12 protein-coding genes and 12 tRNA genes are annotated in these 12,723 nt (G+C 41.5%); 5 read left to right on the top strand and 19 right to left on the bottom strand.

All coding sequences use genetic code 11. The annotated features are described in order from the left end of the window. Nucleotides 1-32 precede the first annotated feature (32 nt). From QMF37_RS11900 to queG, 3 genes are all read right to left on the bottom strand, one after another. Complete coding sequence (locus tag QMF37_RS11900) at nt 33-335, bottom strand: hypothetical protein (RefSeq protein WP_078080221.1); 303 nt, start codon at nt 333-335, stop codon at nt 33-35. Nucleotides 336-645: 310 nt separating this feature from the next. Beyond that, nucleotides 646-1,119 (bottom strand): tRNA (uridine(34)/cytosine(34)/5-carboxymethylaminomethyluridine(34)-2'-O)-methyltransferase TrmL, encoded by a 474-nt coding sequence (trmL, locus tag QMF37_RS11895; protein ID WP_058386941.1) that lies wholly within the window; start codon nt 1,117-1,119, stop codon nt 646-648. A 9-nt stretch (nt 1,120-1,128) separates the two neighbouring features. Then, the gene (gene queG, locus QMF37_RS11890; RefSeq protein WP_058385979.1) at nt 1,129-2,274 is read right to left on the bottom strand and encodes a tRNA epoxyqueuosine(34) reductase QueG; all 1,146 of its coding nucleotides are present in this window, start codon (nt 2,272-2,274) and stop codon (nt 1,129-1,131) included. Nucleotides 2,275-2,339: 65 nt separating this feature from the next. Here queG and QMF37_RS11885 point away from each other — a divergent pair, with 65 nt between their 5' ends. Beyond that, a complete protein-coding gene (locus QMF37_RS11885) occupies nt 2,340-3,002 on the top strand; it encodes a B3/B4 domain-containing protein (RefSeq protein ID WP_058385980.1) in 663 nt (220 codons plus the stop codon). Between the two features lie 60 nt (nt 3,003-3,062). On the opposite strand, the gene QMF37_RS11880 is transcribed toward QMF37_RS11885, so the two are convergent. After that, nucleotides 3,063-4,199, bottom strand: a complete 1,137-nt coding sequence (locus QMF37_RS11880) for an Ig-like domain-containing protein (RefSeq protein WP_058385981.1) — start codon at nt 4,197-4,199, stop codon at nt 3,063-3,065. 240 nt (nt 4,200-4,439) lie between these two features. Between QMF37_RS11880 and QMF37_RS11875 the strand changes: the two genes are divergently transcribed. Beyond that, nucleotides 4,440-5,486, top strand: coding sequence for a C45 family autoproteolytic acyltransferase/hydrolase (locus tag QMF37_RS11875; protein WP_058385982.1), 1,047 nt, complete (start codon nt 4,440-4,442; stop codon nt 5,484-5,486). 41 nt (nt 5,487-5,527) lie between these two features. Here QMF37_RS11875 and QMF37_RS11870 read toward each other — a convergent pair whose 3' ends face one another. Continuing rightward, nucleotides 5,528-6,580 (bottom strand): C45 family autoproteolytic acyltransferase/hydrolase, encoded by a 1,053-nt coding sequence (locus QMF37_RS11870; RefSeq protein WP_283478388.1) that lies wholly within the window; start codon nt 6,578-6,580, stop codon nt 5,528-5,530. Between the two features lie 416 nt (nt 6,581-6,996). Between QMF37_RS11870 and QMF37_RS11865 the strand changes: the two genes are divergently transcribed. The 3 genes from QMF37_RS11865 to QMF37_RS11855 are packed head-to-tail and all read left to right on the top strand — an operon-like array spanning nt 6,997 to nt 9,504. Further along, nucleotides 6,997-8,193 carry a M20 family metallopeptidase gene (locus QMF37_RS11865; protein ID WP_283478387.1) on the top strand — a complete coding sequence of 399 codons (1,197 nt, stop codon included), beginning with the start codon at nt 6,997-6,999 and terminating at the stop codon, nt 8,191-8,193. Nucleotides 8,194-8,240: 47 nt separating this feature from the next. Next, nucleotides 8,241-9,068, top strand: a complete 828-nt coding sequence (locus tag QMF37_RS11860) for a DUF3100 domain-containing protein (protein ID WP_058385985.1) — start codon at nt 8,241-8,243, stop codon at nt 9,066-9,068. Further along, nucleotides 9,052-9,504 (top strand): hypothetical protein, encoded by a 453-nt coding sequence (locus QMF37_RS11855; RefSeq protein ID WP_078080217.1) that lies wholly within the window; start codon nt 9,052-9,054, stop codon nt 9,502-9,504. Before QMF37_RS11860 ends, QMF37_RS11855 begins: the two co-directional genes overlap by 17 nt. 164 nt (nt 9,505-9,668) lie before the next feature. On the opposite strand, the gene QMF37_RS11850 is transcribed toward QMF37_RS11855, so the two are convergent. From QMF37_RS11850 to QMF37_RS11785, 14 genes are all read right to left on the bottom strand, one after another. Beyond that, nucleotides 9,669-9,752, bottom strand: a tRNA-Leu gene (locus QMF37_RS11850). 105 nt (nt 9,753-9,857) lie between these two features. Continuing rightward, nucleotides 9,858-10,856 carry an inorganic phosphate transporter gene (locus QMF37_RS11845; RefSeq protein ID WP_058385987.1) on the bottom strand — a complete coding sequence of 333 codons (999 nt, stop codon included), beginning with the start codon at nt 10,854-10,856 and terminating at the stop codon, nt 9,858-9,860. 15 nt (nt 10,857-10,871) lie between these two features. After that, entirely contained in the window at nt 10,872-11,489 is a 618-nt protein-coding gene (locus tag QMF37_RS11840) for a DUF47 domain-containing protein (protein ID WP_071153387.1), read from the bottom strand. A 210-nt stretch (nt 11,490-11,699) separates the two neighbouring features. Further along, a tRNA-Leu gene (locus QMF37_RS11835) sits at nt 11,700-11,783 on the bottom strand. Between the two features lie 9 nt (nt 11,784-11,792). After that, nucleotides 11,793-11,866: transfer RNA gene (locus QMF37_RS11830), tRNA-Cys, on the bottom strand. Nucleotides 11,867-11,872: 6 nt separating this feature from the next. Next, nucleotides 11,873-11,947 (bottom strand) — tRNA-Gly (locus tag QMF37_RS11825). A gap of 6 nt (nt 11,948-11,953) precedes the next feature. Then, nucleotides 11,954-12,025 (bottom strand) — tRNA-Gln (locus QMF37_RS11820). An 11-nt stretch (nt 12,026-12,036) separates the two neighbouring features. Further along, nucleotides 12,037-12,112 (bottom strand) — tRNA-His (locus QMF37_RS11815). 40 nt (nt 12,113-12,152) lie between these two features. Beyond that, nucleotides 12,153-12,228, bottom strand: a tRNA-His gene (locus QMF37_RS11810). An 18-nt stretch (nt 12,229-12,246) separates the two neighbouring features. Next, nucleotides 12,247-12,320, bottom strand: a tRNA-Trp gene (locus tag QMF37_RS11805). A gap of 6 nt (nt 12,321-12,326) precedes the next feature. After that, a tRNA-Tyr gene (locus QMF37_RS11800) sits at nt 12,327-12,410 on the bottom strand. 3 nt (nt 12,411-12,413) lie between these two features. Further along, nucleotides 12,414-12,489, bottom strand: a tRNA-Thr gene (locus QMF37_RS11795). A gap of 18 nt (nt 12,490-12,507) precedes the next feature. Beyond that, nucleotides 12,508-12,583 (bottom strand) — tRNA-Phe (locus QMF37_RS11790). Between the two features lie 17 nt (nt 12,584-12,600). Continuing rightward, nucleotides 12,601-12,676, bottom strand: a tRNA-Asp gene (locus tag QMF37_RS11785). Nucleotides 12,677-12,723 lie beyond the last annotated feature (47 nt).

Genomic DNA, 12,723 nt, shown 5'->3' with positions numbered 1-12,723 from the left:
GATGTAAAAAAACCGCCAAATTGGCGGTTTTTTTAGATTCTATTTCTGGTGAATGTTGCTGACAATAATAACACAGCTGCAGTAATCAAGTGGAATACCCAACCGACACCTGGAATCCATGCGATTATGCTTGTAATGATTCCGAGAATCGAACCTGCTTTTGGTGAATATTCACGGAAGCTGAAGAATAAAGTAATCGCGTGAAGCACGAACATAACACCTAACGCTGAGTAACCTGTGCTGATGACAAAGCCTCCGCCAATTAACGGGATTGCTAGAAAGGCTTCAGCTAAGCCTGTAATCCAAAGTAACGCAACAGAAATCTTCATTTTCATATATCTTCATCCCTTCTATAAAAGTTGCTATCTTCTTTATACGAACGATAACAGCTAAGGTTTCATTATTTACGAGACCGTCAGAAATTATCCACATTTCGAGCGATGTTGTATATTTCATTTTTCCCACTTGTAAGCTATACTAAACAAAGATGCACATTTCAAGGAGGTCATTCTTATGAACTTAATCCTTATTTTAGGTGTTTGTGTTTCGTTCTTAGTAGCTATTTTTACTGCTGGATACGATGACAAACCTGGAACAAACGAAAGAGAATAGTGTAAAAGGACAGCGAAATTCGCTGTCCTTTTTTTATTCTAAGCCTGGATAATCTTGTTGACGCAACGCTTCGTACATGAGTATCGCTGCCGTATTCGACAAATTAAGTGAACGAATATGATCGTTCATTGGAATTCGCAAGCAATGATCTGGGTTTTGCTCGATCAGTTCTTTCGGCAATCCTTTAGTTTCTTGTCCAAAAACGAAGAAATGATCTTTTCCTCTATCGGAAAAATCGTATGAAGTATGCGGCTTTGCGCCGAACTTCGTAATATAGTAGAACACCCCGTCTTGGTAACTGTCAAACAACTCCTGCAACCCGTCATAATAATAAATATCGACATGTTCCCAGTAGTCCAGCCCGGCGCGTTTAAGCATTTTATCGTCTGTCGAGAAACCGAGCGGCCGGATTAAATGCAACTTAACTCCTGTCCCGGCGCATGAACGCGCGATATTCCCTGTATTTGCTGGAATCAGCGGTTGGTACAACACAATATGAATAGCCAAATCTGTCACTTATCCTTTCAATCTTTCAGCAAAAAATGCCAATCCTTTTTGAATTTCTTCTTGCACTTCACCATCTTTTTCTAGCTGTTGCACGCGCTTTAATGCTTCTAATCCTTCATCAGTGCCAATTTTACCAATTGCCCAAGCCGCAGTTCCTCGAATGACCGGTCGCTCATCACTGTCGAGCAATTGAATCAAAACAGGTATAGCAGCTGTTTCTTTAAAATGTGCTAACGCCAAAATAGCATTTCGCTGAATCGGTTTTTTGCCTCGCCACGATCCGGACACATAACCAAACTTATCTTTAAACTCACGATTAGAAATTGTTAATAATGGCAGCAATAAGGGTTTCGCAATTTCTGGATCTGGCTCAAACTCTGCATGAATTTGATTGGCTTTTCGCTTGTTTTTCGGACATACCGTCTGACACGTGTCACAGCCATATAGCCGATTGCCAATTTTGCTACGAAACTCATCCGGTAAAAATCCTTTTGTTTGCGTCAAAAACGAAATGCAACGCTGAGCGTTTAATTGGCCGCCTTCGACAATCGCTCCTGTTGGGCACGTGTCGATACACAACCGACAGTCCCCGCATTGATCTTCCATTGGCTCATCAAAACGAAACGGGATATTGGTAATCATCTCACCCAGATACACGTACGAACCAAATTCTGGCGTGATAATGTTCGTGTTTTTAGCACTCCAGCCAATGCCAGCTCGTTCTGCTACTGCCCGGTCAGATAGTTCTCCTGTGTCCACCATCGATCGCATTCGTGCTTCTGGGTAACGCGACGCAATGAACGCTTCTAACAGCGTCAGCCGCTCTCTGAGAGCGGCATGGTAATCCTTGCCCCAAGAGGAACGAGAAAACATGCCTCGCCTTGCGCCTTTTACTCCTTGCGGTGCATCTTCCATCTTTGATGGATAAGCAATGGCAATCGCAACAATACTAACGGCTTCATTTAGCAACAGCTCCGGCCTCGTACGTTTTTCCACATCTGATTCTTCAAAGCCTGACTGGTAATTTAACTGCTGCTGACGAATCAATTGATGCTTTAAGCTATAAAAAGGTTCTGCCGATGCAAAGCCGATTTTATCAATTCCGATGTCCGAGGCATACGCAACAAGCTCTTTTTGAAATTGATCAAGATTCATGTCGTAACCCCTCACTCAATTCTATGATACGATAATAAAAACCCATACGCGAAAGGAAGATTGCAATGAAGCTGACAATCGATCCTCAAATAAACGAGATTCTAGGCGATTTTAAAATTGGCATCATTCTTTATAACAATATCACCGTTTCCGATTCACCTCAAATGTTAAAAGGCCGTTTGCAACTTTTTCAAGAGCAATTGTATTTCGAGTTAGAAGATAAAGACTTTACCGATTTTCCTGGTTTGCTCGAATGGCAACTAATATGGAAAGCATTAGGAGCCGATCCAAGTCGTTACCGACCGTCTGCTGAAGCATTATACCGTCGTATTAAAAAGCAAAATTATTTATCCGTCGTCGATTCTGCTGTCGACATGAATAGCTTTTTGTCGCTCCAATACGAAATTCCACTAGGTCTTTACGATGCTGATAAAATTTCAGGCGATATTGAAATTACGGTTGGAACCAGCACAGACCGCTATGAAGGCTTAAATAACCGCACCAATACATTGACTGGTATTCTCGTATCCAAAGACGACGAAGGCGCTTTCGGTAGCCCTTATGTCGATTCTAAACGGACGGCTGTTACAGAACAGACAAAAAATGCAGTACATATTTTTTATCTGCGTCCTTCTATGCAAAAAGATACGGCTTTGCAGCTGCTTACCGCCGCTTCGAATATGTTTACCGGTATTAACGGCGGAAATGCCGAGTTTTATGTTATCTAGTAAAAATACAAAAGACCGACACTTTCAATTTTGAAAGTTGTTGGTCTTTTGTATTTTTACTTATTTTTTAACAACTACTTTTGTAGTCTTATTGCTAATGTTCCCGGCTTTATCTTTTGCCGTTACTTCAATTGTTGTACCTGTTTTCTGCGCTTTTATCTTCACAGAATAATTACCCTTTGCATCAGCTTTCACTGAACCTAACACTGTTTTCCCTACTTTTGCTGTAACTGTAGCATTTGCTTCTACTTTACCGGTTATTTTTAAGTCCTTACTAGTAATTTTATTGATTATTGGTTTCGCTGGGGCTGTCTTATCTGCTACCGTTACTGTTGCATTTGAACTTTTGTTTTTTGCACTGTCTTCCGCTGTAATATTCAATTTCACACCAGCTTTTTGAGCAGCTATTTTAGAGGAAAATACGCCTTTTGTTGTAGCTTTTGTTGTAGCTATAACCTTACTGCCATTTTTTATTGTAACTGTGGAATTTGCTTCAGCTTTCCCAGTAATAACTAAATCGTTATTGTCAATTGCGTTAACAGTCGGTTTAGATGGGGCAACGTTATCTATAAAGGATGTAGCCATAATGTATAGATCTGATGAGCCATTGCTGTAATCATCTGCATCAATTACTGGAATATAATAAGTGCCTGCCTTAGCTTGATAAACTTGGATTTCTACATTACCGTCATAATCACTAGCTAAATAGCTAAGCTTTCCCGTGTCTTTAAAATCTTTTTCAGTTGCCATGAACAAAAGGTCGATTTCATAAGACGTTGTTCCCCCACCAACAGCCAACATACCGTCGCTTGGAACGATCACTTTGTAAAAATCCAAATCATAATCAGGTAGTAATTGTCCTACCGTGGGTTTTGAATAAGATAATTGATTAGCGAAATCAAAGTCATCATTTGGTTCTTGCTCTATCAGGTAATCTGAAGCTGCGCGGTTAACTGTAGATGTATTGGCTTGTGGAACCGAGTGTTTCTGAATCAACAACTCTTTTTGTAGCTGTGATTCTAGTTGCTGAATAGTCGAAGATTTCAGTAGTTTTTGTTCAACAGGCAATTTCTTTTGGAAGGTTGATAATTGTTTAACTGCCTGTGAATATTGTGTATTTGCAAATGTTGTTTCCGTTGATACCGTCAAAGCTAAAAGACCTGATAAAAATAATAGAACCCCTGTTTTTTTACTCATATTAATCCCCTTTTTAATGATTACTTTTACCTACTGTAATATCATACAATATATAACAAACCAAGCCTAGTTATTTTTTATTGTAAAAAAGTCTTCCCTACAGATAAGTTAACTGCACGACGAGATCACTCATTAACAACTAGTACAACACAACTAGTAGTCCATAGGCATATTCTTTTCTATTTGCCTATAAATGCAGTAAACTCTTCTTACATTAATTAGTAAAAGAGGGATCAATACGTGAAACGAGTACACAGTGACATCGTCCAGTTTCGTGGAAGCCATTACGATTTTGGTCAAATGCAAGGAGAATTATTGAAAAAGTCCGTAATTCTTGCCAACCGCCAAAAACAACGAACAGCTTCCAGTCGCCATTTGATTATAGATGAACAACGCGCTAAAAACATCTTGCAAACGTTAGCACCACGTGTGTGGGAAGAAATTAACGGCCTTGCTGATGCGTTAAATTGGTCGTTGCATGATGCCATTCGAGAATTCGGCGGCTATTATTTAGAATACACACGAAGTGGCTGTTCGATTTATACCGAATCCGACTTTATGGTTCGCAATTACGATAGTTCCCCACAAGGCTATGAAGGTCGACTTGCTTTGTATCAACCAACTGATGGTGGATTTGCCACGATTGGCCCGACGATGCAAATAACCGGTCGCACGGATGGTATGAATGAAAAAGGGCTTGTTATGGGGTATAACTTTATCAATCGACGCAACTCTGAAGATGGTTTTATTTGCAATATGATTGGCCGGTTGATTTTGGAAAATTGCGCTACCATTGATGATGCAGTCGAGTTATTAGAAGAACTGCCTCATCGTCGTTCGTTTAGTTATGTCTTACTTGATCGTACAGGAAGATCAGTGGTCGTTGAAGCATCGCCTCGTTTTGTCGTCGTTCGTGACTCCGCTGTGTCGACCAATCATTTTGAATTGCTCGTAGAAGAAAATCGGTACCAAATTGATGATTCTCGCAGAAGAGAAGACGCTATGTTAAAGCAACAACAAAATAAAATCGATGCCTATAGTGCATTTCGTCTATTAAACGACTCGAATCAAGGTGTCTTTTCAACAAAGTACAGCACCGCTTCAGGAACCTTGCATACCGCTTCTTACTTTCCGCATAGTCTCGAAATTGGATTTGCCATTGGTCCTGACCGTTTGCCACTGATGCTCGATTTCGATAAATGGTTACAAGGTGAGCGACTATACGCCAAACGGATCAATGGGAATATTGACACACATTTTCCATTTGCTCATATGGCAGAACTATAAAAAACAGGTGCCAGCAACTAAATTGCTGGCGCCTGTTTTGTTTAGCTGAATTGTTTGTCGACATGTGCAAAGCCAATATCCGTATCTACTACTCCATGGATTTGCTGAATGTTCAAATTTTCTCCGCGTAGCCAGCCTGCAAAATCAAAAACGGTTGGCTGTTGATTTCCACCGAGTGCAAACCAAACTTCTTTGTCTTTTGGCAAATAAAGAGATGTGTGAATCGTCCCCGCCCAGCTCTTGTAAAGCTTCGAAAATACACCTTTGCCGGTGTCGTTAAATAAACGAAATGCTTTCAATGCGTCTGCCGTTTGGCTTTGCTGACTTTGAATAACTTCTAAACGGTCAAACGAATCCTTTAAATAATTGCGGTTTTCGTGCTGCTGAATTTCAAAATGATTGGTGCATGCGTTACTGATGCGGACATCAACCGAGCGAGGGCTTGCTTCGATGATGCGTGTTCTTCCGCTTGTATCTGTGACAATATAGCTGAACGACCCGCGGTGAGGAAGTTGTTTTAACAGTTTCACCGCTTCTTCAATTGTTGCACAAGTTTCTAGAATAATCCGCCCGATTAAATAACACACAAAGCCGTCTCCTGGCTTTTTTCGGTGTGTAAAATTATAGCCCATGGCAAGTCCTTTTTCATTCATGCCGTCCATCCGTCCGATAATTCGTGATGTTGGACCAATCGTCGCATAGCCCCCGTCGTTTGGTTGAAACAAACTAAAACGTCCTTCATAGGTCTGCGGGTGAAAATCATAATTTCGAACCATAAAATCTGTGCCTGTCACGATTGAACAGCCAGATGGCATGGCATCGATTCGGTATCCACCAAAATCGCGCAGCACTTCCTCCATCGGCAAGCCGAGACTTTCCTGCAGACCCACTAACTCATGCCAGATCCGAGGAGCAAATTTACAATAAGCTTCTGCCGTTTCTGCCACATCTATTTTAAATCGTGGTCTTTTTGCTTTCCACTGCTTTTGTCGATTCTCCAATATTATACTATTCTTTAACAGCTCTCCTTGCTTGAATCCAAAATCGTAATGACTTCCTCTAAATTCTAAAATGTTACTATGTATAGATTTCATCAAATTCTCCTTTGTAGTGCAGAATCACTGATTAGGTTTTAGCATACACATTTACGATAAAAAACTCAAAAGCAGCGTTTGAAAAGTTGTTCTTAAATTAAAGAAATAATTCCTTATTAAATTCGATCCTTATTATTAAGTAAAGCAGCTCACTCTTTCTATTCTTCATTTTGTTTATCCAGTTGATTTTGCTATTTCAACTGGATAAATACATCAATCCAAGTATTCCTTATAGTTATACTACTAACATATTCCACAGTCGTTCTCGTAGATAGCCCTTATTACTCCTGAATATACTTTTTACACCAGGAATGGAAGTTAATATAACTGAATACTTTTTATTTTCCGCAAAAACACCTTAAACTTCACTGAAAATTATGATAGGATAAGACTATTATTCTAAAGGAGGGTTTTTTTTGGATCAACTATTCACTAAGCTCGATAAACTGTACGACGAGATTGTCGATATTCGGCGCCATCTTCATGAATACCCAGAACTATCTTTTGAGGAAGTGGAAACAGCCGAATATATTGCTCTTTTCCACGAAAAATTAGGTCACGAGGTCCGCAGAAATGTTGGTGGTAACGGTGTGCTGGCCTACTTAAAAGGTGACAAACCTGGTCCAACTGTTGCTTTGCGCGCAGACTTTGACGCCCTACCGATTCAAGAACAAACTGACGTGCCTTTTAAATCTAAAAATGACGGTGTCATGCATGCTTGTGGCCATGATGGCCATACGGCGAGTCTACTTGGTCTAGCGAAAGCATTAAATAGTATGCAATCAGAAATTGAAGGTACCATTGTCTTTTTGCATCAGCACGCAGAAGAACTACCACCCGGCGGAGCCATCGCCATGATTGAAGACGGCTGTCTCGATGGCGTCGATGTTATTTTTGGTACGCATTTACAGGCACAAATCCCTCTTGGAGAAATTGGTTATCGCTCAGGTCCTCTTCAAGCCGCTCCAGATCGCTTTGACATTAAAATCCTTGGAAGAGGTGGGCATGCTGCAAGCCCTCACGATACAAAAGACAGCATTGTCATTGGGGGACAACTGATTAATAACTTGCAACAAATCGTCAGCCGCCGAATCAATCCATTGGAATCTGCTGTTGTCTCAATTTGTAATTTCGAAGCTAAAAATCCCTATAATGTTATCGCGGACACGGCTGAAATGACTGGAACTGTACGGACATTCAAAGAAGACATTCGTAGTTTTATCGAAGAAGAAATTGAACGCGTCATTGCAGGAACTTGTCTCGTTTCAGGAGCAGATTATGAATATACCTATACACGCGGTTATCCAACAACAGTCAATCACGAAGAGGAAACAAATTTTCTAGCAGCTCTCGCATCCTCTGTCCCTGGAGTAGAAGAAGTTAGAGAAACACCACCTGTCATGGGTGGCGAAGATTTCTCGTATTACCTTCAACATATAAAAGGAACGTTCTTTTTTACAGGTGCACAGAGCCCAGACAACACTGAGGCTTACCCACATCACCATCCAAAATTTGATATTGATGAACGTTCTTTGCTGATAGCCGCAAAAGCATTAGGCACAGCGGCACTTAACTATGCGAAAAAATACCAGTCTGCTATTAACGCAAGCTAATCACTAACGGAGAGCCAGTTCTCCCACATAAAAGGAGTAGATGTTACATGGGCGAACAAGCTTTTAAATTGTGGAAAGATTGGCGGCTACATGTCATCGTTTTAGCGATTGTAGCCGTGACTGAGTCGATTGGTACATTCGCTATTCCAGTTGGACCTGGGACCATTCTATTGTTGCCGATGCTTTATGCAGTTGTGATTGGTCTCGGATTGTATTTCACTCCACTGGTAACCGATAAACAATCGATTAACGCAGAACCTTTAGTATTTCTCTCAGTTTCTGTACTGATAGCTAAATTCGGTGTCCAAGCAGGACCCGCTCTGCCTCAAATCATCGAAGCCGGTCCTGCTCTATTGTTACAGGAATTTGGTAACCTTGGCACGATCTTATTAGCTCTTCCTTTAGCTGTATTTCTAGGACTCAAGAGAGAAAGCATCGGTATGACGCATTCTATCGGACGAGAAGCCAACCTTGCTCTGATTACCGATAAATATGGTTTATCCTCTCCCGAAGGACGCGGCGTTATGGCTATGTATATTTTTGGTACCGTCTTCGGATCGATTTTTATTGGGTTGATATCAGGCTTTTTAGCTACCGTGACGCCCCTGCACCCGATTTCTTTCGCCATGGCGACAGGTGTGGGCAGCGGTAGTATGGCAGCGGCTTCTCTAGGTCCTTTAATTGCCGCATTTCCTGAGATGAGTGAAACCTTGACTGCCTTTTCAGGAGTCAGCAACTTAATTTCCTCAGTAACAGGTCTATACATGAGTATTTTTATTGGTTTGCCCTTAACGGTTAAACTGTATGAGATTCTCTCTAAAAACAAAGAGAAAAAAGCAGCGAAAGGAAGCGTAGATTATGATAAAAAGTCTTAAAGAATGGATACTGGTCTTTATGATTATTGGTGTGATCATGCTGATTGGTAATTGGATTGGCTACGATATACTTCCTTGGGATGCGCTTCCCGGAATAGCCATCCTAATAGGCATTAGCCTGGCCGGATTAGTCATTCACCGCCTACTACCATTCAAGTTGCCTAGCATCGCTTACATCGGCATTATCGGTCTAATATTGACAATTCCGGGTATGCCGGGAGCAGCACAAATTGTCACTTACACGACAGAAGTTACTTTATTAGCAATTGCTACGCCTATCTTAGCTTATGCCGGCGTATCCATTGGCCGTTCATGGTTCGACTTTGTGCAATTAGGTTGGAAAACTATCGTAATTGGCATGGTGGTTCTGCTCGGAACATTTCTTGGCTCAGCAGTCATCGCGGAAATTATCCTTCGATTTCAAGGAATTATTTAACGTTAACCAAAAGACCACCGCAAAAGCTAAAGCTTTTGCGGTGGTCTTTTTACTAGTTCTTTAAGAATCTATTTACTGCTACTTATCCTCAGCAATCCATCTTAAAAATTCCAAAAAGAAAAGCCCAACAATAATGTTAGGGCCTCTCATCTAATCTTGCGGTATACCGGCGGTCGGGGTCGAACCGACACTCCGGTGAAGGAACGGGATTTTGAGTCCCGCGCGTCTGCCAATTCCGCCACGCCGGCAAGTATTTCTTTAGCGGACAAGAATTATTATAGCACATCTCATTTCGCTCGCCAATACTTTATTCGTATAACAAATAATTTTGCAAAAACAGGTGTTTATCTTTTTTACAAAACCAAATTAAGAAGAAAGTAGAAGACAGCGGCTAACATCGCCGATATTGGCATTGTAATCACCCAAGTGATTAACATAGTCTTGGCTGTCCCCCACTGAACGCCTTTAACACGATGCGCTGCCCCAACTCCCATTATAGAAGACGAAATAACGTGAGTTGTACTAACTGGCAAGTGAATCAGAGTAGCACCAAAAATTACTGCTGCACCTGTCAAATCAGCTGCTACACCATTAACTGGACGAATTTTCATGATTTTCCCGCCCACTGTTTTAATAATTCGCCAACCGCCAACCGAAGTCCCTAACGCCATTGCTAGGGCACATGTAGCTTGTACCCATAATTGGATATCATCAGAGCTTTGATAATTATTCACAATCAATGCCAACGTAATAATCCCCATCGCTTTTTGTGCATCATTCGTACCATGGGAAAATGACTGCAATGCAGCAGTGGCAATTTGAATTAATCTAAAATTCTTATTTGTTTTTGTTAAATTATGATCTTTGAATACTATTTTAAAAACACTATACATGAGATAACCCACGACCAAAGCAAGAATTGGTGAAAAGATTAAAGCTTGCAAAATTGCTAGAAAGCCACTGTAATTAAGAGCTGCAAAGCCAGCCCCTGCAATAGCTGCTCCAGCTATTGAACCAATTAGCGCGTGTGAGGAGCTACTTGGAATTCCATAGTACCAAGTCAACAAATTCCATGTAATAGCCGCTAATAAAGCTGCTAGAATAACGACAGAGCCATTATCGAGCGCAAAAGGATCGACGATATCCTTGGTTATTGTTTTAGCAACACCCGTAAAAGCCATAGCACCGACAAAATTCATAATGGCCGCAAGCATAATTGCACGTCTCGGTGTTAGTGCTTTTGTAGAAACCGCAGTAGCTATCGAATTTGCCGTATCATGAAACCCATTGATAAAGTCAAATATTATAGCAAAAATGACAATCAAAACTGTTAACAGCAATACCATATCCATTAGTCATTTTGCTCCTTAGGCGTTTTTCATAATAATTGATTCGAATGTATTCGCGACTTGCTGACAATGATCAGCAATTTCTTCTAACTCTTCGTATATGTCCTTGTATTGAATAATTCGAATCGGATCTTTTTCAGTTTGAAACAGATTTTTTATGGATCGACGCAGGACGGCATCACATTTAGATTCGTAATCTTTAATTTTAATCGCATGAGATCTCATCTGAGGCAACTTCTTAGAAACCATTAGTTCGACTGCCATTTCTATCTCAATCGTGCTCAATCGAATTGCTTCAACAAATTCAAGCATGTATTCATCTGCTTCTACTATTGAATACATATCAAATCGTGCAGCTGTGTGTTCTAAACCGTCTAATACATCATCCATACTCATTGCTAAAGCCAATATATCTTCTCGTTCAATTGGCGTAATAAATGCGTTGTTAAGATCTTGGATTATGGAATGTATAAAAGAATCTCCTTTTGTTTCATAATCCTTCATAGTGTTCGAAAAAATGATCAAGTCATTACTAGCTTTTAATTTATACTCAGCAAAATAAGCTGCACTTTCTTTTAAATTCAACGCAATGTCACTCAACTGCAATGCAAACTTATCTTTCTTTTTGAAAGCCATTTTCTCTACCTCCACTATTTTCGCAACATAATTTCTCAGCTAAATTATAATAGCTTATTTCTCGAGATATTAACACTATCTATATAATCAATTTACAAATTTTTGTTGAAACCGAATTTCCAGTTTAATCTAAACTCAATAAAAAAACCTCTTAACTATGATTTCTCACAGTTAAGAGGTTTTTGAAAGAGCAGGCAGGCTCTTTCGTGATACCGGCGGTCGGGGTCGAACCGACACTCCCGTGAAGGAACGGGATTTTGAGTCCCGCGCGTCTGCCAATTCCGCCACGCCGGCAAAATATTATGGAGGCGGCAACCGGACTCGAACCGGTGATAAGGGTGTTGCAGACCCATGCCTTACCACTTGGCTATGCCGCCAAATATTGGAGCGGAAGACGAGGTTCGAACTCGCGACCTCCACCTTGGCAAGGTGGCGTTCTACCACTGAACTACTTCCGCTTAAAGCTGGGGTACCTGGATTCGAACCAGGGCATGACGGGATCAAAACCCGTTGCCTTACCGCTTGGCTATACCCCACTAGTAAAAGATGGGGCGGACGAGGGGAATTGAACCCCCGAGTGCCGGAATCACAATCCGGTGCGTTAACCACTTCGCCACGACCGCCACTTTATTATTTATAAGTTCACTTAATGAAATGAAAACATGGGGCGGACGAGGGGAATTGAACCCCCGAGTGCCGGAATCACAATCCGGTGCGTTAACCACTTCGCCACGACCGCCATCATAAAATTTAAAATTGGCAGGGGCAGTAGGAATCGAACCCACATCGGAGGTGTTGGAGACCTCTGTTCTACCGTTAAACTATGCCCCTAAAAACTGGTGGTGGGGGGCAGATTCGAACTGCCGAACCCGAAGGAGCGGATTTACAGTCCGCCGCGTTTAGCCACTTCGCTACCCCACCTAGTGGTGCCGGAGAAAGGAGTCGAACCCTCGACCTACTGATTACAAGTCAGTTGCTCTACCAACTGAGCTACTCCGGCACAAGTATTAATAAAAAATGGTGGGTCAGGACGGAATCGAACCGCCGACACTTAGAGCTTCAATCTAATGCTCTACCGACTGAGCTACTGACCCACTTTATTTATTGAAAATGGCGGTCCCGACCGGGATCGAACCGGCGATCTCCTGCGTGACAGGCAGGCATGTTAACCGCTACACCACGGGACCATTTGGTTGCGGGGGCAGGATTTGAACCTGCGACCTTTGGGTTATGA

It is taken from the genome of Planococcus sp. S3-L1 (genome assembly GCF_030063085.1).
Taxonomy (GTDB): domain Bacteria; phylum Bacillota; class Bacilli; order Bacillales_A; family Planococcaceae; genus Planococcus; species Planococcus kocurii.
The sequence above is the reverse complement of the archived record's forward strand: the minus strand, read 5'-3'. Positions and strand labels throughout refer to the sequence as shown.